At 70.8% G+C, this 18,021-nt stretch carries 18 protein-coding genes and 1 pseudogene; 11 read left to right on the forward strand and 8 right to left on the reverse strand.

The genetic code is table 11. The annotated features are described in order from the left end of the window. The first annotated feature begins 22 nt into the window (after window positions 1–22). From ACW0Q9_RS00245 to ACW0Q9_RS00270, 6 genes are read left to right on the forward strand one after another with little or no spacing between them, the layout of a single operon-like run. Window positions 23–1,306, forward strand: coding sequence for an ABC transporter substrate-binding protein (locus ACW0Q9_RS00245; RefSeq protein ID WP_456177461.1), 1,284 nt, complete (start codon window positions 23–25; stop codon window positions 1,304–1,306). 11 nt (window positions 1,307–1,317) lie between these two features. Then, entirely contained in the window at window positions 1,318–2,265 is a 948-nt protein-coding gene (locus ACW0Q9_RS00250; RefSeq protein WP_456177463.1) for a carbohydrate ABC transporter permease, read from the forward strand. Then, window positions 2,255–3,097 carry a carbohydrate ABC transporter permease gene (locus ACW0Q9_RS00255; protein ID WP_456177465.1) on the forward strand — a complete coding sequence of 281 codons (843 nt, stop codon included), beginning with the start codon at window positions 2,255–2,257 and terminating at the stop codon, window positions 3,095–3,097. Before ACW0Q9_RS00250 ends, ACW0Q9_RS00255 begins: the two co-directional genes overlap by 11 nt. Then, window positions 3,094–4,008: an ROK family protein gene (locus ACW0Q9_RS00260; RefSeq protein ID WP_456177467.1), complete on the forward strand. Its 915-nt coding sequence runs from the start codon at window positions 3,094–3,096 to the stop codon at window positions 4,006–4,008. The genes ACW0Q9_RS00255 and ACW0Q9_RS00260 overlap by 4 nt, the downstream gene beginning before the upstream one ends. Beyond that, entirely contained in the window at window positions 4,005–4,712 is a 708-nt protein-coding gene (locus tag ACW0Q9_RS00265) for an N-acetylmannosamine-6-phosphate 2-epimerase (RefSeq protein WP_456177469.1), read from the forward strand. The genes ACW0Q9_RS00260 and ACW0Q9_RS00265 overlap by 4 nt, the downstream gene beginning before the upstream one ends. Before the next feature lie 2 nt (window positions 4,713–4,714). Further along, window positions 4,715–6,355, forward strand: coding sequence for a DUF4127 family protein (locus ACW0Q9_RS00270; protein WP_456177470.1), 1,641 nt, complete (start codon window positions 4,715–4,717; stop codon window positions 6,353–6,355). A gap of 72 nt (window positions 6,356–6,427) precedes the next feature. Here the strand turns inward: ACW0Q9_RS00270 and ACW0Q9_RS00275 are convergent, their stop codons facing one another. After that, complete coding sequence (locus ACW0Q9_RS00275; RefSeq protein WP_456177472.1) at window positions 6,428–7,258, reverse strand: ion transporter; 831 nt, start codon at window positions 7,256–7,258, stop codon at window positions 6,428–6,430. A gap of 246 nt (window positions 7,259–7,504) precedes the next feature. Next, window positions 7,505–7,798: a DUF1330 domain-containing protein gene (locus ACW0Q9_RS00280; RefSeq protein WP_456177474.1), complete on the reverse strand. Its 294-nt coding sequence runs from the start codon at window positions 7,796–7,798 to the stop codon at window positions 7,505–7,507. A 223-nt stretch (window positions 7,799–8,021) separates the two neighbouring features. On the opposite strand from ACW0Q9_RS00280, the gene ACW0Q9_RS00285 reads away from it, so the two are divergent. Then, complete coding sequence (locus ACW0Q9_RS00285) at window positions 8,022–8,501, forward strand: heme-degrading domain-containing protein (RefSeq protein WP_456177476.1); 480 nt, start codon at window positions 8,022–8,024, stop codon at window positions 8,499–8,501. A gap of 186 nt (window positions 8,502–8,687) precedes the next feature. Here the strand turns inward: ACW0Q9_RS00285 and ACW0Q9_RS00290 are convergent, their stop codons facing one another. Together ACW0Q9_RS00290 and ACW0Q9_RS00295 are read right to left on the reverse strand one after the other, a co-directional pair. After that, complete coding sequence (locus ACW0Q9_RS00290) at window positions 8,688–8,840, reverse strand: hypothetical protein (protein WP_456177478.1); 153 nt, start codon at window positions 8,838–8,840, stop codon at window positions 8,688–8,690. A gap of 164 nt (window positions 8,841–9,004) precedes the next feature. After that, window positions 9,005–9,304 carry a hypothetical protein gene (locus ACW0Q9_RS00295; protein ID WP_456177479.1) on the reverse strand — a complete coding sequence of 100 codons (300 nt, stop codon included), beginning with the start codon at window positions 9,302–9,304 and terminating at the stop codon, window positions 9,005–9,007. A gap of 220 nt (window positions 9,305–9,524) precedes the next feature. On the opposite strand from ACW0Q9_RS00295, the gene ACW0Q9_RS00300 reads away from it, so the two are divergent. Further along, entirely contained in the window at window positions 9,525–10,349 is an 825-nt protein-coding gene (locus tag ACW0Q9_RS00300) for a MarR family winged helix-turn-helix transcriptional regulator (protein ID WP_456177481.1), read from the forward strand. 404 nt (window positions 10,350–10,753) lie between these two features. Here ACW0Q9_RS00300 and ACW0Q9_RS00305 read toward each other — a convergent pair whose 3' ends face one another. Beyond that, complete coding sequence (locus ACW0Q9_RS00305) at window positions 10,754–11,575, reverse strand: TetR/AcrR family transcriptional regulator (RefSeq protein WP_456177482.1); 822 nt, start codon at window positions 11,573–11,575, stop codon at window positions 10,754–10,756. On the opposite strand from ACW0Q9_RS00305, the pseudogene ACW0Q9_RS00310 reads away from it, so the two are divergent. Continuing rightward, window positions 11,510–12,034: pseudogene (locus ACW0Q9_RS00310) on the forward strand (FAD-dependent oxidoreductase); the annotation flags it as partial. The gene ACW0Q9_RS00305 and the pseudogene ACW0Q9_RS00310 sit on opposite strands and share 66 nt — an antisense overlap. 284 nt (window positions 12,035–12,318) lie before the next feature. Continuing rightward, entirely contained in the window at window positions 12,319–12,663 is a 345-nt protein-coding gene (locus ACW0Q9_RS00315; protein WP_456177484.1) for an FAD-dependent oxidoreductase, read from the forward strand. Here the strand turns inward: ACW0Q9_RS00315 and ACW0Q9_RS00320 are convergent. The 3 genes from ACW0Q9_RS00320 to ACW0Q9_RS00330 all read right to left on the reverse strand — a co-directional run bounded on the left by ACW0Q9_RS00320 (window position 12,631) and on the right by ACW0Q9_RS00330 (window position 16,134). Beyond that, window positions 12,631–13,134 carry a DUF1062 domain-containing protein gene (locus ACW0Q9_RS00320; protein ID WP_456177486.1) on the reverse strand — a complete coding sequence of 168 codons (504 nt, stop codon included), beginning with the start codon at window positions 13,132–13,134 and terminating at the stop codon, window positions 12,631–12,633. The genes ACW0Q9_RS00315 and ACW0Q9_RS00320 overlap by 33 nt on opposite strands. A gap of 208 nt (window positions 13,135–13,342) precedes the next feature. Further along, entirely contained in the window at window positions 13,343–14,833 is a 1,491-nt protein-coding gene (locus tag ACW0Q9_RS00325; RefSeq protein ID WP_456177488.1) for a CoA-acylating methylmalonate-semialdehyde dehydrogenase, read from the reverse strand. Next, window positions 14,830–16,134 carry an aspartate aminotransferase family protein gene (locus ACW0Q9_RS00330; RefSeq protein ID WP_456177489.1) on the reverse strand — a complete coding sequence of 435 codons (1,305 nt, stop codon included), beginning with the start codon at window positions 16,132–16,134 and terminating at the stop codon, window positions 14,830–14,832. Before ACW0Q9_RS00330 ends, ACW0Q9_RS00325 begins: the two co-directional genes overlap by 4 nt. Window positions 16,135–16,264: 130 nt before the next feature. Between ACW0Q9_RS00330 and ACW0Q9_RS00335 the strand changes: the two genes are divergently transcribed. After that, window positions 16,265–17,866 carry a PucR family transcriptional regulator gene (locus ACW0Q9_RS00335; protein WP_456177491.1) on the forward strand — a complete coding sequence of 534 codons (1,602 nt, stop codon included), beginning with the start codon at window positions 16,265–16,267 and terminating at the stop codon, window positions 17,864–17,866. The last annotated feature ends 155 nt before the right edge of the window (window positions 17,867–18,021 follow it).

The following is an 18,021-nucleotide window of genomic DNA, read 5'->3' on the forward strand; positions in this document are numbered from 1 at the left end:
CACCCCCGGTGAGGAGAAGATTGTGAGAGCAGGAAAGGCTCTGCGCGGCGTCGCCGTCGCGCTGGCCGGCGCGCTCGCCCTGACCGCCTGCGGCGGCGGTGGCGACGGCGGCGACAGCGGCCCGGCGAAGCTGCGGATGACCGTCTGGTCGGCCAACGAGGCACACCTCAAGCTGTTCAACGAGATCGCCGACGAGTACCGCAAGAGCCACCCGGACGTCGCCGAGATCAAGTTCGACCCGCTGCCGTTCGAGAACTACACGACCACCCTGACCACGCAGATCGCCGGCGGGAACGCGCCGGACCTCGCGTGGGTGTTCGAGAACTCCGCCCCCGACTTCGTCGCCTCGGGCGCGCTGCTGCCGCTGGACGACACGCTCAAGAAGGCCGAGGGTTACCAGTACGAGGACCTCTCCCCTGCCACCCTCAAGCTCTGGCAGAACGGCGGGAAGCTGTACGCGTACCCCTTCTCGACCTCGCCGTTCGGGGTCTTCGTCAACACCGACATGGTCAAGAAGGCCGGGCAGAAGACCCCGGCCGAGCTGATCGCGGCCGGGCAGTGGACCTGGGACAACGCCCTGGCGACCGCCGCGGCGACGGCGGCGAAGTCCGGCAAGGCCGGTCTGGTCATCCGGGACTTCGACTACAAGGGCTGGGACAACCTGTCCACCTTCTGGACCGGGTGGGGCGCCCAGGCCTGGAGCGAGGACGGGAAGACCTGCGGCTTCAACAGCCCCGAGATGGTCGACGCCATGACCACCCTGCACAAGGCCACCTTCACCCAGAAGGCGCTGCCCGGCCCGGGCACGACGGCCGACTTCTTCGCCGGTGACTCCGCCATGACGATCACCCAGATCTCCCGCGCCTCGCTGCTGAAGGACGGCGGCTTCGGGTGGGACCTGGTGCCGCTGCCGGCCGGGCCGAAGGGGAACTACGCGGTGGTCGGCCAGGCCGGCATCGGGGTCATGAAGAAGAGCCCGCACGCCAAGGAGGCGGGCGACTTCCTGGCCTTCCTCACCAACCCCACGAACTCGGCGAAGCTCGCCCAGTTCTTCCCGCCGCCGCGGCAGTCGCAGCTGACCGCCGAGACGCTCGCCAAGACGAACCCGAAGCTCAAGCCAGAGCAGCTGCAGAAGGTCGTCATCGACGGCATCACCAACGGCGTCGTGAAGCCCAGCCACGCCGGTCAGGCCGAGCTGAGCCAGCAGGTCCGCGCCGGCCTCGACCCGCTGTGGCAGCCGAACGCCGACGTCAAGGCCGTGCTCGACGGCGTCTGCGGCAAGATCCAGCCGCTGCTGGCGAAGTAGGGCCGACGATCATGACCCAGACGGACACCAGGGTGGGCCCGGCCGCTGCCGGGCCCGCCCCGGGCCCGGCCCGGCCGTTCTGGACCACCCGCCGCCGGGACCAGCTCACCGGTTACCTGTTCATCACCCCGCAGCTGCTCGGCAGCGCCGTCTTCGTGATCCTGCCGCTGGTCCTCGTGGTCTGGTACAGCCTCCACGAGTGGAACGTGCTCGCCGGGACCTTCGAATTCGTCGGCACCGACAACTACCAGGCCCTCGCCGACGATCCCAACCTCGGCCCGGTGCTGCGCGCCACCGGGCTGTTCTCGGTCGGCCTGGTGGTGCTCAACCTCGGCCTGGCGTTGCTGCTGGCCGTCCTGCTCAACCAGAAACTGCGGGGCACGATCCTGTTCCGCACGCTGTTCTTCTCCCCCGTGGTGGTCTCGCTGGTGGCCTGGACCATCGTGTGGGGCTTCCTGCTGCAGGACAACGGCGGGCTGAACAGCCTGCTCGACACCGTCGGCGTGGACGGGCCGAACTGGCTGCGCGGCGAGGGCACGGCGATGGTGTCGGTCATCGTCGTGCAGGTGTTCAAGAACGTCGGCCTGAACATGGTGCTGTTCCTGGCCGCCCTGCAGGGCGTGCCGGCCGAGCTGTACGAGGCCGCGGAGGTGGACGGGGCGAGCCGGCTGCGGCAGTTCTGGCGGATCACGGTCCCGCTGATCAGCCCGACGATCCTGCTCACCTCGATCATCACGGTGGTCGGGTCGCTGCAGGTCTTCGCGCAGATCGCGGTGCTCACCCAGGGCGGGCCCGGCACCTCGACGACGGTCCTCGTCTACTACCTGTACCAGCAGGCCTTCCAGTTCCATCACTTCGGCTACGGCGCCACGCTGTCGATCGTGCTGTTCGCCATCGTGCTCGCCCTCACCGTGCTGCAGTGGCAGATGCGCAAGAGGTGGGTCTTCCATGAGTCGTGACCTGTCGCGGCGGACCAAGCTGGTGCTCTACGGTGCGCTGCTGGTCCTGGCGATCCCGTTCGTCTTCCCGACGTGGTGGATGGTCACCTCGTCGCTGAAGCCGGTGGCGGACATCTTCGCCTTCCCGCCGGATCTGCTGCCGACCAACCCGCGGCTCGACGCCTACCGGCGGGTGTTCGAGTTGCAGCCGTTCGGGCAGCAGTACCTGAACAGCCTCTACATCGCGCTTGTGGTCACGGTCGGCACCCTGGCCGTGTCGGCGCTGGCCGGGTACGCCTTCGCGCGCATCCGGTTCCGCGGCCAGAACGTGTTGTTCCTGGTCGTCCTCGCGGGCCTGCTCATCCCCAGCGAGGTGACGATCGTGCCGCTGTTCCAGATGTTCTTCAAGCTGGGCCTGGTCGACACCCACTGGCCGCTGATCCTGGTGCCGATCTTCGGCGCGCCGAGCGTGCTGGCGACGTTCATCATGCGGCAGTTCTTCATCAGCCTCCCCGGTGAGCTGGAGGAGGCGGCCCGGGTCGACGGGCTGGGCCGCTTCGCCACCTTCTGGCGGATCGCCCTGCCGCTGTCACGGCAGGCGCTGGGGGCGGTGGCCATCTTCACCTTCCTGCACAGCTGGAACCTCTACCTGGAACCGATCGTGTTCCTCTCCTCTCCCGAGAAGTTCACCCTGCCCCAGGCGCTCACCCAGTTCGTCGACGCCTACGGCGGCCCGATGTGGGACGTCCAGCTGGCCGCGGCGTCGATGACCGCGCTGCCGGTCCTCGTGGTGTTCGTCATCGCGCAGAAGCAGTTCGTCGAGGGCCTCGCGCACACCGGCCTCAAGGGATGACGACACCGCTTGTCGGCATCGACATCGGCGGCACCAAGACGGCGGCCGCGCTGGTCGACCGGTCCGGGCGGGTGCTTCAGCGCCGTGAGGCGCCCACCCCCGCCCGGTCCGGGCCCGAGGCGGTGCTGGACGCCGCCGCGCGGCTGGCCGCCGACCTGGTCGGCGCGGCCGCCGGTCCGGTGGGGGTGGGCACCGCCGGCACGGTCGATCCCACGACGGGCAGCATCCGGTACGCCACCGACAGCCTGCCCGGCTGGACCGGCACCCCGGTCGCCGGCGCACTGGCCGCCCGGCTGGGTCGACCCGTGCGGGTCACCAACGACGTGAACGCCGCCGCGCTGGGCGAGTGCTGGGCCGGCGCCGGACGGGACCGCGCGCATGTGCTGATGGTGGCCGTCGGCACCGGGCTGGGCGGGGCGGTCGTCCGGAACGGCCGCGTCGAGGCCGGTGCCCGCGGCGCCGCCGGCGAGGTCGGGCACCTGCCGGCGCCGGGCGCCGAACGGCTGCGGTGCGGGTGCGGCCGGCACGGGCATCTGGAAGCGATCGCGTCGGGCAGCGGGCTGGCCGCCGCGTACGCCACCGAGACCGGCGCCCAGGTCACCGGCCGGACCGTGGCGGACCGCGCGGCGGCCGGCGACGGGGTCGCCCGGCGGGTCGTGGACCGGGCCGGAACCGTCCTCGGCGCGGCCCTGGCGGGGTTGGTGGCCCTGCTCGATCCGGACGCCGTCCTGGTGTCCGGCGGGGCGGCCGGCACCCTGCTGCCCGCCGCGTCGGCCGCTTACGCGGCCGAGCTGGCCGCGGGCTGGGCCGACGTTCCGCTGCTGCCCGCCACGCTGGGCGCCGACGCCGTCCTCGTCGGCGCGGCCCGACTGGCCATGGACGGCCGCGACATCGAAGGGACCAGCCGGTGAGCGTGCTCGACGACCTGGCCGGCGGGCTGGTGGTGTCCTGCCAACCGCTGCCCGACGACCCGGAGGACCCGATGCGGGACCCGTACGTCCAGGCCCGGGTGGCGGCCGCTGTGGTACGCGGCGGCGCGGCGGCGGTCCGGGTCAACGGACCGGACGACGTCAAGGCGGTACGCGCCGCCGTCGACGTGCCGGTGATCGGGCTCTACAAGCACGGCACCGAGGACGTCTTCATCACCCCGACGGCGGCCCACGCGCTCGACGTGGCGCTGGCCGGGGCGGACATCGTCGCGATCGACGCCACCGACCGCCCCCGACCGGACGGACGCACCTTCGCCGACACGGTCCGCGCCATCCGCAGACGGACCGACGCGCTGGTCCTGGCCGACGTCTCCACCGCGGCCGAGGGCGTCGCCGCCGTCGAGGCCGGCGCGGACGCCGTCGCCACCACGCTGTCCGGCTACACCCCGGCCAGCCCACCGACTGACGGGCCCGACCTCGGGCTCGTGGCGCGACTCGTCGCACTGCTGCCCGTGCCGGTGCTCGCCGAAGGGCGGTACCGCACCACGGAACAGATCGGCCGGGCCTTCGAGGCGGGTGCGCACGCGGTGGTGATGGGCAACGCCGTCACCTCACCGCTGTGGATCACCCGCCGGCTCGTGCCGGCCACCCCCCGCGCGGCGAGCGCCCCAGGAAAGAGGGAGTGAGCATGAGAAGACGTACCCTCCTGGCCACCGGCGTGGCCGGGCTGGCCACCGTGGCCCTCGGCCGGCCCGCCTTCGCCGATCCCGCCGAGCGGCAGCCGACCGTGGCACTGGTGCCGTTGGACGACCGGCCGGTCAACACCTACGCCCCGCAGATGACCGCGGCGAGCGCCGGCGCCCGGGTCCGGCTGCCGCCGCGGGAACTGCTGGGCCGCTTCTTCACCCCCGGCGACGGGGCCGCCATCGCCCGCTGGCTCGGCACCACGGACGGCGTCGACGGGTACGTGATCTCGGTCAGCATGCTCGCCTACGGCGGCCTGATCGCCTCGCGCACCGCCGCACCGACCCTGGCTGCCGCCCTGGAGAACCTGGCCGCCATCCGGAGCCTGCGCGCCACCCGGCCGGGTGCGGTGATCGAGGTGCACGACACGATCCAGCGCCTCGCCATCACCAGCACGGGCACCGCGCTGGACACGTACCGCGACCGGCTGGTCAGCTGGGCGAAGCTCTACGACCAGGTGGTGAACCTCGCGCAGGAGGAGCTGCGGGCCCAGCTCGACGCCGTCCGGGCGCAGATCCCGGACCAGGTCGTCGAGGACTATCTCGCCGCGCGGGCCCGCAACCACCAGGTCAACCGGCTGATGATCGAGTGGGTCGCCGACGGCACCATCAGCCACCTGGTGCTCTCCGAGGACGACACCGCGCCGGTCGGGCTGGCCCGGGCCGAGCGGGTGGAGCTGGAGGCGCTCGTCGCCCGACTCGGCGTCGGCGACCGGGTGGAGATCTTCCCCGGCGCCGACGAGGTCGACGCGTTGCTGGTCGCGCGGGTGATCGCCGCCGGCACGGCACCCACCTACCGCGTCGAGTACGCCGGCGTCTCCGGCGAGGACTGGACCGCCCAGCTGGAGGGCATCCCGTTCGCGGAGAACATCCGCCGGCACGTGGCCGCCGTGGGCGGACGGGTCGTGAGCGGCGACGCGGACATCGTGCTCGCCGTGAACACCCCCTCGGCGGCACCCGGGCAGCGGGCCGCCGACCTGGACGCCTTCGTCGGGCGGATCGGCGCGCTGCTCGCCGCCGGCACGCCGGTCATCGTGGTGGACCCGCTGATCGTGAACAAGGCGGACCACGACCTGGTCGCCCGGATGGAGAGCGGCCTGGATCTCGCGGCGCTGCTGTCGTACTCCGGGTGGAACACCGGCGGCAACGCGCTCGGGCTGGCGCTCGGGCACGGCACCGCCCGGTGGGCGTACCTCCGCTCCCCGGGCAGCGGATACGGCGTGCCCGATCTGCGCGGGCCCGGCCAGGCGCACGCCGAGTACCTGCTCCACCGGTTCGTCAAGGACGACCCGTGGAAGAACATCGTGCAGGTCGAGGCGTACGCGCACGCGCGGGCGCAGGGCTGGGACCCGCTGGCCCTCACCGCCGCCCAGAAGAGCTACTTCGACGGCTGGGTACGTGAACGGCTGGTGCCGCTGACCGAGCGGTACTTCGCCGACCACTTCGCCGGGCACCGCATCGTGCTGGGCCGGCGGGGTGCGAAGACGTTCACGGCGACGCTGGCGCGCTTCGAGTCGGCGCGTGTCGAGCTGCCGTGGGACCGGCTCTTCGAGGTGATCCTGGAGCCTCGGCTGCAGTTGTCCTGATCGGACGAGCGGTCGCGCCGGCGCGGTATCGCCGGCGCGACCGCTTTCCTTGTGGATGCGCGCGAGAGGGCGTCAGCCCGCACGCTCGCGATGCTGGCGCGGTCGGCCGTGTCCGTCCTCGCGGTCGATCCGCAGCTCCCGCTCGAGCTCGGCGATGACGGCGCGCAGGTCGTCCAACCGTTGGGTGAGCGCGATCCGGTCGAGCTCGTCGGGCACCCCGTCGCCGTCCTCGTCGTAGTCCGGCGACAGCCGCTCGGTCATCTCCAGCCGGCGGGCCTCCTCCATGGAGTTGACGATGACCGCGATCAGGATGTTGAGCAGCAGGTTCACCGTGATCAGCACGAAGCTGACGTAGTAGACCAGGGTCCACGGCGACACCGCCATGCCCTGCTCGAGCAGATCCGGCAGCGTCTCCAGCGACAGCAGCACGAACAGGGTCAGCAGCGAGCGGCCGATGTCGCCATACTGTTCCGGGTACCGCTCCCCGAAGATCAACCAGCCGGCCATGCCGTACACGTAGAGGGTGACCGCGGCCAGGGCGAGGAAGCCCGCGACACCGGGAAGGCTCCGCCACAGCGCCGCCACGATCGTGCGCAGCCCGGGTGAGAACCGCACCAGCCGCAGCACCCGGGCGACCCGCAGGAACCGCAGCACCGCCGAGTCACCGTGCAGGCCGGGAATGAAGATGCTGGCGATCACCAGGAAGTCGAACACGTTCCAGCCGTGCCGGAAGAAGTCCTGCGGCCGACGACCGTAGGCCAGCACCCGGATCCCGATCTCGACGACGAAGACGAGCCGGAAGAACCACTCGATCCACCGCAGGGCCGGATGCGCCGCCCCGAGGCCGCGGTAGGTCTCGAAGCCGAGGACGATCCCGTTGAGCATGATGACCACGACGATCACCACGTCGAAGGCGCGCGAGTGGGCGATCTGACGGCAGCGGTCCGCCAGGCCGGATCGCCGGGCCGGCGGTGCGTCTCGTTGCCGGGGCGGCCTCACCGCCCCGGCCCGCCCGCACTCCCACCGGGACCGTCGGACTGATCGGGTGCGAGGTGCCGGGCAAGCATTCCGACAGCCTAGAGGTGCGGCCGGCTCACCTCCGTCGCCGTCCCCGTGCCGGCCCCGCCCGGGTTTGCCGGTCGCCCGCCGTCAGGGCGTTGCTTCGATGATGCGCAGGTCGCGGTCGGCGCCGTCGCCGAGGGCCCGCAGCGCCTCCTGGTACGCGGGGGTCTCGTGGGCGGCGAGCGCGGCGTCGACGCTGTCGAACTCGATCAGCGTCGTGCGCTCCCGCGCGCCGGACTCGAACGCGTGCGCCGGCAGGCCGCGCGCCAGGAACGTGCCGCCGGCGGCACGCAGCGCCGGACCCGCCAGCTCCGCGTAGGCGGCGACCTTCTTGTCGTCGCTGATGGACCGGTAGGTGGTGATCCAGTAGGCCTTCGGCACCGTCGCTGACTCCCGCTCATCCCGATGGGGCACTCCCCTGCTGGACTGCCCTGCGAAGCGTAACGGTCACCGACCGCCGCACGGCCACGCCTCGGCGCCCAGGTCCACCGGATGAAGCCCCGGGCACCCACTACTGGGGGCACTGTTCAGCGCGGGACTTTCCGCTCGCCGGTTCTTCCTCTGCTTAGATCGTTCTGACGATCGAGGAAGGGAACGGTACGCCGTGACGCCGGAGCTTCAGGAGCAGGAAGAACGCCTGCAGTTCGACCGCTTTGACCATGACGACGCCTGGGCCCTGGGAACTCGCCTGGTCGGGCTGGCCAGAGAGCGCGGCCACGCTGTCACCGTCGACATCCGCCTCGGCGACCACCAACTCTTCCACTACGCACTGCCCGGCACCTCTGCCGACAACGACGACTGGATCGAACGCAAGATCCGCGTCGTCCGTCGGTTCGGACACAGCTCCTACCTCGTGGGCCAGACCTACCGCGACCGCGGCACCACCTTCGAGGAACAATCCCACCTCGAAGCGGCCCGGTACGCCGCGCACGGCGGCTGCTTCCCGATCATCCTCAGGGGCACCGGCCCGGTCGGCACCGTCACCGTCTCAGGACTGCCCCAACTCGAAGACCACCGCCTCGTCGTCGAGGCCCTCGAACTCTTCCTGGCTTCCAAGGGCTCCGAGAATGGGGCCGTCTCGTGAACGGCTCTTTCTCACCTTTCGGCTGTCTCACTCTCGGCGGTGACGGGGGCGACCAACTGGTCCTGGCGTTGACCCCTCCGATCGCCGCCACGCCACCGCTGCTGACACTTGAGCAACCAGCGCCCGAGGCAGCGGACGCCGCTGCTGTCGCGTAGGAGGGCCAGTGCTCGCCCTCGCGTTCCTCGCCTACCAGCTCGCGGTCCAGCTGTACCAGGCACCGCCGAGGTGCTTGAAGACCGGGGACTCAAAGTCAGGGGTTTCCAGGTCCGGACTTGGGCCGTCGGGCAGATAGGCAAACCCGGCGTCGTCGATCAGGTATCCGTTCGCCTCGTAGAACACGACTCCGCCGGGCGCGCGGTGTCAAGGACTCGACGGGCCGAACCCCGCCGCGTCCTGTGGCTACCATCGGAACACCCTGTGCAGCATCGCCCGATCATGATGCGCCACGTCGCCCAGAGCAACCGCCCTGACCATCCGTCACCGCAGAACAGTAAGACCGCCGTCTAATACTCTTCGATATCAAAATCGCGATGGGGGAAAACGCGATCAAAGATGACTCCCAGGATCTCGTCGCGGCGCCCCTGTGCCCAAGCGGGCATCTCCCTGGCCCAAGTTTCGACGGTGGGCACGTAGAGGAGGGCCCGCCCCTTCACCGTGGGCTCGACCCCGAGTTCAAGGCGCCGGAACGGCTCCTGGTAGCGGATGTAGCGCCAGCCAATGTGGACCTTGGGAAACCGGGCCGCATTGCGCGAGCGGGCTCGCCGCTGCATTGCCCGTCGAACCCCAGCGAAGATGTCGAACACACTGGCGGTCATAGCACTCGGTTTCCGACCAGCGCTACCGCTCGTCGGCAAATCCGGTTGCTCACCGACGAAGGTCAGCGCCCGGACTGCGGCAACGAGAGTGAGCTGATGTTGGCTGGATTGATGTCGGCCGGAGTTGTCGCATCCGGGCCGCGGCGTTCGTAGCTACGGTGAGAGGCGGTCCACGAAGGCGCCGTCACGACCACAGGAGCTGCCACCGATGACGCACCCACTGGCCAAGGTCCACCGCATGTTCGAGCTCGTCGAGCCGATCGCCACCGTCACCTTCTCCGCGGTGCCGAACGAGGCGTTCCTGGCCTTGGGTATGCGCAACTACTGGGACGGGTACTTCGCGGGCCGGGCCGCGCCGCTGGGCCTGGCGCCGGCCGAGGTGGTGCACGCGGTCTTCTACAACTTCGCCGACGGCGAGGTGGCGCGCCACATCCCGTGGGTCTGGGGGAAGATCACCCCGCAGGAGGCGATCGCGGTGCGCGAGCGGGGCAGCGCCGCAGCGCTGCGGCAGAGGATCGGGCAGCTCGCCGGCTCCCCCGATCTGGTGCGGGCCGCCGACCTCGCCACCCGGGCGGCGGTCAGCGCGCCGACCGAGGGCCGCGCACTGTACGCAGGACTCCGGGCGCTCGACGTGCCCGCAGAGCCGGTGGCCAGGCTCTGGCACGCGGCGACGCTGCTGCGGGAACACCGCGGAGACGGCCACAACGCCGCCCTCCTCGCCCACGGCATCGGCGGCACCGAGGCCCACGTCCTGCTCGCCCTCTCCCTCGGCATGCGGGCGGAGGAGTTCGGCCGGACCCACCACCTGCCCAAGGCACAGCTCGCCGGTGTCGTCGACGGGTTGCGCCGCCGCGGCCTCGTGGACGCCGCCGGCGGGTTCACCGACACCGGGCGGGAGACCAAGAAGCGGATCGAGGCCCTCACCGACGAGCTGGCGGCGCCGGCGTACGACGTGCTCACCGCCGACGAGCTCGACGAGCTGATCGCGGGGCTCGAGCCAATCGCCGCGGCGGCACAGGAAGTCGACGACTGAGGGGCGCGTCAGGCGACGGCCACGAGATCAGACGGTTGCTGCGCGCCGTCACTCGCGTGCACTGTCCGGTAGCGAGCGCACTGCGGCCAGATTGCACCGACCAGTACACCGGCGCCTGGCACTATCCCGACGACTTTGGCGGTGGCGTAGTCGACGAGCGGATGTATATAGCCGAATTGAGAAACAAGGGCGAGAGAGGTGCCTGACCTTCTGGCATCGACCACTGCATGCCATGACGGATGCCTTTACTCCGCGGGGTTCCGCATCGCCACCGTCAGCGAGCCACCTCCGGCGCCGGACACTCCTCCGGAGCGGCTTCCCCCGGTCTGGAGGAAGGCGGATCGTTCATCGGCTTTCTCTTCTTCGCCCTTGAGGCCGTCTGAGACCGACCTCCGAGCAGTGGATCACGTCTGGGGACGGCTGGTGATGCCGTCCAGGATGGTGATCAGGTTGTGGTGGAAGGTTTCCTCGGCGTTGAGGTGGGCGCCGTCGATGACGAGCCGGGCGACGGTGGGATAGCGGCCTGTTTCGAGCATGCGTGTCAGGTAGGGCCCGAGGGCGGCCTGCCAGGCGGACACGTCGGTGCCGGTGGAACGGGCGGTGCGTCGCTCGGTGATCTCCCTGCGGAGCGCTCCGACGATGAAGGCGTTGAGGGCGCCGACGGCCCGCTGGAGATCGTCGGTACCGCGCACGCCGGGGGCCTGACTGAGCGCCGCCGCGGTCGTTTCGCCCACGGCGAGCGCGTGAGGTCCCAGGTGTGGCCTTGCGCCGAGCAGGTCGGCGAACCATTCATGGTCAAGGGCGGCTTCGCGGGTCCGGTGAACGATGGCCAGTACCGTGGCGCGCCACTCGGAGTGCTGGCCGACCTCGGCGATCTGGGCGTACACGGCGTCGACCATCAGATCGAGCAGTTCGGATCTGTTGATCACGTAGTCGTAGAGCCGCATCGGACCGACACCGAGCTCTTTGGCGATCTTGCGTACCGACAGCCCGTCGAGGCCGTGCGCGTCGGCAAGGCGGATCGCCGTGGTGGCGATCTTCGCGCGGCTCAGCGGCACCGGCGCCGCCCGCGGCTGAGGCTCGGGCCGTTCCCAGACGGGCAGCGGTGGACTACCGTACGGCGTATCCATGAGATACAGCGTACGGTAACGGAGATGATGATGCGAATTGCGATCGCCGGTGGCGGCCTCGGCGGCCTGACGCTGGCCCGGATCCTGCACCGGCACGGCATCGGCGCGGTGGTGTACGAACGCGAGGCAACCAAATCCGCGCGATCACAGGGCGGATCGCTCGACCTGCACCCGAAGTCCGGGCAACGGGCCCTGGCCGATGCCGGCCTCGCCGGCCGATTCCGGTCCGAGGCACGGCCGGAGGGCGAGGAACATCGCATCCTCGACCCGACCGGCCGCACCCTCGTGCACCACAAGCCGCAACCCGGCTCATTCTCCGGACGCCCCGAGATCGACCGCAGCGCACTGCGTGACCTTCTGCTCGATTCACTCCCCGCCGACACCGTGATGTGGCAGCACCGGCTCGTCGCGGCGACGCCACGACCCGACGGAGGCTTCCGGCTGACCTTCGATGGCGGCCACCACGCCGACTGCGACGTCCTCATCGGCGCGGACGGCGCACGCTCCGTCGTCCGGCCGCTGCTCACCGACGCGACATCGTCCTCCGTCGCCACCCTGGTCGAGCTCAGCATCAGCGACGCCGACCGGCGCCACCCGGATCTCGCCGATCTGGTCGGCCCCGGAAACCTCTGGTGCATCGGCGTGAGCCAGATCCTGGCGGCACAACGCCTCGGCGACGGCAGCATCCGGGTCGGCATCTCCCTGCCCGCGGACGACCGCCACCTGGACACCTACCGCAGCAGGCGTGCTCTGCTGGACATGTTCGAAGGCTGGGACCCCGCCTCACCGCACTCATCGAAGCCGGCGACAGCCCGCCGACCCCACGCCGGATCGAGGCGATGCCCACCGGTACACGCTGGGCCCACCAGCGCGGCGTCACCCTCATCGGTGACGCCGCGCACCTCATGCCGCCGGTCGGCGAGGGCGCCAACCAGGCCATGCTCGACGCCGCCGAACTCGCCGCCGAGCTCGCCAGCAACCCCGCCGGCCCCGACCCGGCGATCCAGGCGTACGAGGAGGCGATGTTCGTCAGAACCCACCGGATCGCCGAGATGTCCGCACGAGTCCAGGCGATGATGCTGTCCCCCACCGCGGCCGACGACATCGTCCGCTTCTTCACGCCAGGTCCCACCGAGCCGGCACCCGCGCGTTCACCTTCGCCGCCCGTATCGGGCCGGCCCTGACCGTCGTTCGCGCCCGGTCATGAACGACCGCGCGCGGACCGCCGCGTGACGCAGTCCGGGGCAGGGCCACCGCGCCTCTCGCCCCGGCTCAGGCCCACGGCGGCTCACGGCGGGACGCACGAGGAGAACCGGTGAGTTCCGCGGTTCAGCGGGATGCCGCTCTTGGCGCGACGGGTCGAGACGGAGGCGGGCGACGAGGGCCGAGGAGGTGCGGGAGTAGCCATCCAGAGGGATCGCATCCGGGTAGCGGACCGGGACGCGATCGTGAACGGCGATGGCGCTGGTGCGGTCGCAGGAAACGCAGGCGACCAGGAACCAGCGATCGGGGAGTGTGCCGTTGGCATCGACGCGGAACGTGCCGTCGCCGGGGCTGGCGAGGCCGGAACGGCAGTGGCCGCGACGGAATGGGAACAGGGGTAGGCGCGCGCGCCGAAGGGCGCAGGACAGCACGGTGTGAGGACGCGTAGACATGATCTCTCTTCAAACCTGACGGAAGGCATGGGAAAAGAGCCGACGGCGACGTCGGCGACCGATGCGCGGGACGGTGTCAGGTCTAAAGAGCAGGCGGGGTCACGCGGGGTGAAGTCCTCTCGTGAGTGGCTCGGAGAAGAAGATCCAGGTACAAGGTAGGGCGGGACGCGCCGACGAGCCACGCGTTTTCGTCCTGGTGCCGAGGTGCTCAGCTGTTCTGGGGGAAGCCGAGGTTGACGCCACCGTGGGAGGGGTCGAGCCACCGGCTGGTGACCACCTTGGATCTGACGAAGAAGTTCACTCCTTCCGGCCCGTACGCGTGCGCGTCACCGAACAGGGAGTCCTTCCACCCGCCGAAGGAGTAGTACGAGACCGGGACCGGGATCGGGACGTTCACTCCGACCATGCCGACGTCGACCTCGTTCTGGTAGCGCCGGGCCGCGCCGCCGTCGTTGGTGAAGATGGCGGTGCCGTTGCCGTAGCGGTTGGTGTTGACCACCTCGACGGCGTCGTCGTAGCTCGGCACGCGCAGCACCGAGAGCACCGGTCCGAAGATCTCGTCGGTGTAGACGGACATGTCGGTGTCGACGTGATCGAAGAGGCTCGGCCCGAGCCAGAAGCCGGCTCGGTCACCGTCGATCGGGTGGCTCCGCCCGTCGACCACCAGCTCTGCCCCCGCGGCCCGTCCAGCGTCCAGGTACGACACCACCCGGTCGCGGTGGGCGCCGGTGACCAGCGGTCCCATCTCGCAGCCCGGCCGACGGCCGTCACCGACCTGGAGCGCGGCGATCCGCTCACTGATCTTGTCGACCAGCGCGTCGCCGACCGGGTCGACGGCCACGACGACGGAGATGGCCATGCATCGTTCGCCGGCCGAGCCGAAACCGGCCGACACGGCGGCGTCGGCGGCGAGGTCGAGGTCGGCGTCGGGCAGGACGACCATGTGGTTCTTCGCGCCGCCGAGCGCCTGCACACGCTTGCCGTTGCGGGTGCCGGTCTCGTAGACGTAGCGGGCGATCGGGGTGGAGCCGACGAAGGAGATCGCCTTCACCGCCGGGTGTTCGAGAATCCGGTCGACCGCCTCCTTGTCGCCGTGCACGACGTTGAACACTCCGTCCGGCAGCCCGGCCTCGGCGAACAGTTCGGCGAGGAAGTTGGCCGCGGACGGGTCCTTCTCGCTCGGCTTGAGGACCACGCTGTTGCCGCACGCGATCGCGTTCGGCGCGAACCACAGCGGCACCATGGCGGGGAAGTTGAACGGGGTGATCACGCCGACCACGCCGAGCGGCTGCCGGATGGAGTACACGTCAACTCCGGTGGAGGCGTTCTCGCTGAAGCCGCCCTTGAGCATCTGCGGGATGCCGCAGGCGAACTCCACGTTCTCCAGCCCGCGTTGGATCTCGCCCGCGGCGTCGGACAGCACCTTGCCGTGCTCGGCGGTGATGATCTCGGCCAGTTCGGGCCGGCGGGCGTTCAGCAGGTCGCGGAAGGCGAACATCACGTTCGACCGCTGGGCGAGGGACGCCGTACGCCAGCGGGTGAAGGCCTCGCCGGCGGCGGCGACGGCCTGGTCGACGACCGCGGCGGTCGCGAAGTCGACCTGTCCTGCGACCTGGCCGGTGGCGGGGTCGTAGAGGTCGCCGGCGCGTTCGGCGACGCCGTTCCACGGCTTGCCGCCGATCCAGTGGGTGGTCCTCATCGCTGCTGCACCTCCTTGGCCACGGCCTCGATCGACTGGGTGAGGATCTCCAGCGCCTCGTCCGCCTCGGCCCGGGTCAGCGTCATCGGTGGCGCCAGGCGGATGACGTTGCCGTACAGGCCGCCCTTGCCGACGAGCAGTCCCCGTTCCCGGGATTCCTCCAGCAGTGCGGCGGCGGCCGCCGGGTGGGGCGCGCCGTCCGGTCCGACGAGTTCCAGCGCGATCATCAGGCCCTTGCCGCGGACGTCCCCGACCACGGGATGCGCCTGCGCGACCGCGCGGAGGCCGTCGAGCAGCCGGGCACCCAGCTCCGCGGCGTTGGCCTGGAGGTCGTGTTCCAGGAGATAGTTGAGCGAGGCCAGAGCACCGGCGGTGGCGAGGGGGTTGCCGCCGAAGGTGGAGATCGAGTTGGCGCCGAGGCAGTCCATGAGGCCCGCCCGGGCGATGACTCCGCCGATCGCCAGGCCGTTGCCCAGGCCCTTGGCGAAGGTGATCGCGTCGGGCACGGCGCCGTGCGCCTGGATGCCCCAGAAGTGCTCGCCCGTGCGACCCCAGCCGGTTTGCACCTCGTCGGAGACGAGGAGGATCCCGTACTCGTCGAGCACCTTCTTGAACTCACCGAACAGCCCGTCCGGCGGGGTGGCGAAGCCACCGACGCCCTGGATCGGTTCGACGATCATGCACGCGACGTCACCCGCGGTCGTCGTCTCGATGATCTCCCGCAGGTCGGCGACGCAGGCGCGGACGTAGTCCGCGTCGGGCAGGTCCCGGAAGGGGCTGCGGTAGCGGTAGCCGCCGTGCACCCAGCTCACCTTGACGGGGCTGAGCGCGCTGGCCGACCAGCCGCGGATGCCGGTGACGCCGACGGTGGCGAACGCGCGGCCGTGGTAGGAGTTGCGCAGGGCGAGCACCTGTTCGCTGCGCCGGTACTGGGTGGCGAGCATCAGCGCGGTCTCGTTCGCCTCGGTGCCCGAGTTGGTGAAGAACACCTTGGCGTCCGGGATCCCGGAGAGCTGCGCGATCTTCTCCGCGAGCTCGACCTGCGACTGGATCAGGTAGAGCGTGGAGGAGTGCAGCACGCCGGTGTCGATCTGCGACCGGACCGCGTCGCTGATCTCGGCCACGTCGTAGCCGATCGCGTTGGTGAGGATGCCGGCGAAGAAGTCGAGGTAGGTGCGTCCCTCCCGGTCGGTCACCCGGCGACCGGACGCGCTGGCGAACTCGATGGGCTGTTCGTAGTACAGCGCCAGCCACTTCGGCATCACGGACCGGTGTCTGGTCAGCAGCTCGCGGTGCGCCATCGCGTCCTCCGTATCTCCGCCGGTAGGCCGAGTGTGGCGGCATTCGTTGTCCAACCGCTATGTGCAACCTGTACCGCTCTGCCGCCGCTGCCATTACGTTGTGTGCAATCCCGGTAGTAGGGAGGTCGCGATGTATCCCTCCGTCGCAGAAGCCGTCGCGCTGCCGGTGTTCCGGCGCGCGAGGCCGCAGGTGGTGGCCGGGTCGGCCGGTATGCAGGGCCGGGTCCGGTGGGTCCACGTGGCGGAGGTCGCCGACATCGCGCACCTGCTCCGCGGTGGGGAGCTGGTGCTGACCACGGGCATCGCGCTGCCGGAGGAGCCGGCGGCGCTCACGGGCTACGTGGACGACCTGGCCGCGGTCCACGCGGCGGGGCTGGTCATCGAGTTGGTCCGCCGGTGGAACGATCACGTGCCCGAGGCGCTCGTGACAGCGGCCGACCGGCACCGACTCCCCCTGATCACGCTCGCGGAGGAGACGCGGTTCGTGTCGGTCACCGAGGCGGTGGTGGCGCTGATCGTCGACGCCCAGCTCGCCGAACTGCGGGCCGCCGAGCAGGTGCACGAGACGTTCACCTCGCTCACCGTGGCCGGGGCCGAGCCGGCCGAGGTGCTGCGCGAGGTGGCCCGGATCTCCGGGCTGCCCGTCGTGCTGGAGACGCTGGGGCACGAGGTGCTCGCGTATGACGCGGCCGGGCAGGATCCCACCGAGCTGCTCGCGGACTGGAGTCAGCGGTCCCGGTCCGTGGCCGTGCCCGAGCGGACGGCCTACGACGAGGAGGCCGGCTGGTTGGTCACGGTGGTCGGCGCGCAGGGCGCCGACTGGGGACGCCTGGTGCTGCTCTCGCCGGACCCTCCGCCGCACCGGCACATGGTGGTCGCGGAGCGGGCCGCGTCGGCGCTGGCGGTGCACCGGCTCGTGGCCCGTGATCGGGAGAGTCTGGAACGGCAGACGCATCGGATGTTGCTCGCGCAACTGCTCGGTCAGGCGGTGCCGCCGCCGGATCTGACCGCCCGGGCGGCGGCGCTGGGCGTCGGCCTGGAACGGCGGCAGCTCGTCGGGGTGGCGATCCGGCCCGGGCACATGACGCCGCGCGCGCCTGCGCTGGCCACTCAGGAGGTGCTGCGCGACCTCGCCGAGGTGACCGCGTCGGCGGCACGGCGGGTGTCGGTGCCCGCCCTGGTGGGCGTCGTGGACGACACGAGCGTGCGAGCGTTGTTGTCGCTGCCCGCCCACGCCCGGGTCGACGCGGTCCTCCGTCGGCTGGCCGAGGAGGTGCACCGCTCGACAGCCGGCCCGGTGCTGGTGGCGGTCGGCACCACCGTGTCACACGCCGCCGAGGTGCGCCGCAGCCTCGGCGAGGCCGCTCACGTCGCGGGGGCGGCCCTGCGCACCCCCGGGACGCAGCTCTACCACAGGCTGGACAATGTGCGCCTGCGCGGCCTGTTGCACCTGTTGCGGGAGGACGAGCGGGTCCAGGCGTTCGCCGACCGCGAGTTGGGCCCGCTGCTGGCGCGCGACGCCCACCAGCGCAGCCGGCTGGTGGAGCTGCTGCGCTGCTACTGCGAGCAGGGCGGGAACAAGTCGGCGGCGGCCGCTGCGGCGCACCTGTCGCGTACGGCCTACTACCAGCAGCTGTCGCGGATCGCGCAGGTGCTCGGGGTGTCGCTGGAGGACCCGGAGTCGGTGCTGTCGCTGTACGTCGCGCTCCTGGTGCACGAACTCGACGCGTAGGGCCCCTCGCAGCGCTAATCCACCCGCCGTACTGATTGACAGGTGGGTGCGGGCGTGCCGTGTACAGAGTGTGCCCCGATCATGGCAAGCGTGGACACTTTGCCGCTGCCCGTGGCGGGCTCGCGACACCCACCATTCCCCCATAAAGATCGCGC

The sequence above is a fragment of the Micromonospora sp. I033 genome (genome assembly GCF_053890995.1).

Coding starts and splice junctions, on each gene's coding strand:
- ACW0Q9_RS00270 (WP_456177470.1), top strand. CDS start 4,715: ATGAGAAGACGTACCCTCCTGGCCACCGGCGTGGCCGGGCTGGCCACC.
- ACW0Q9_RS00250 (WP_456177463.1), top strand. CDS start 1,318: ATGACCCAGACGGACACCAGGGTGGGCCCGGCCGCTGCCGGGCCCGCC.
- ACW0Q9_RS00325 (WP_456177488.1), bottom strand. CDS start 14,833: ATGAGGACCACCCACTGGATCGGCGGCAAGCCGTGGAACGGCGTCGCC.
- ACW0Q9_RS00335 (WP_456177491.1), top strand. CDS start 16,265: ATGTATCCCTCCGTCGCAGAAGCCGTCGCGCTGCCGGTGTTCCGGCGC.
- ACW0Q9_RS00300 (WP_456177481.1), top strand. CDS start 9,525: ATGACGCACCCACTGGCCAAGGTCCACCGCATGTTCGAGCTCGTCGAG.
- ACW0Q9_RS00320 (WP_456177486.1), bottom strand. CDS start 13,134: ATGTCTACGCGTCCTCACACCGTGCTGTCCTGCGCCCTTCGGCGCGCG.
- ACW0Q9_RS00315 (WP_456177484.1), top strand. CDS start 12,319: ATGCCCACCGGTACACGCTGGGCCCACCAGCGCGGCGTCACCCTCATC.
- ACW0Q9_RS00330 (WP_456177489.1), bottom strand. CDS start 16,134: ATGGCGCACCGCGAGCTGCTGACCAGACACCGGTCCGTGATGCCGAAG.
- ACW0Q9_RS00255 (WP_456177465.1), top strand. CDS start 2,255: ATGAGTCGTGACCTGTCGCGGCGGACCAAGCTGGTGCTCTACGGTGCG.
- ACW0Q9_RS00260 (WP_456177467.1), top strand. CDS start 3,094: ATGACGACACCGCTTGTCGGCATCGACATCGGCGGCACCAAGACGGCG.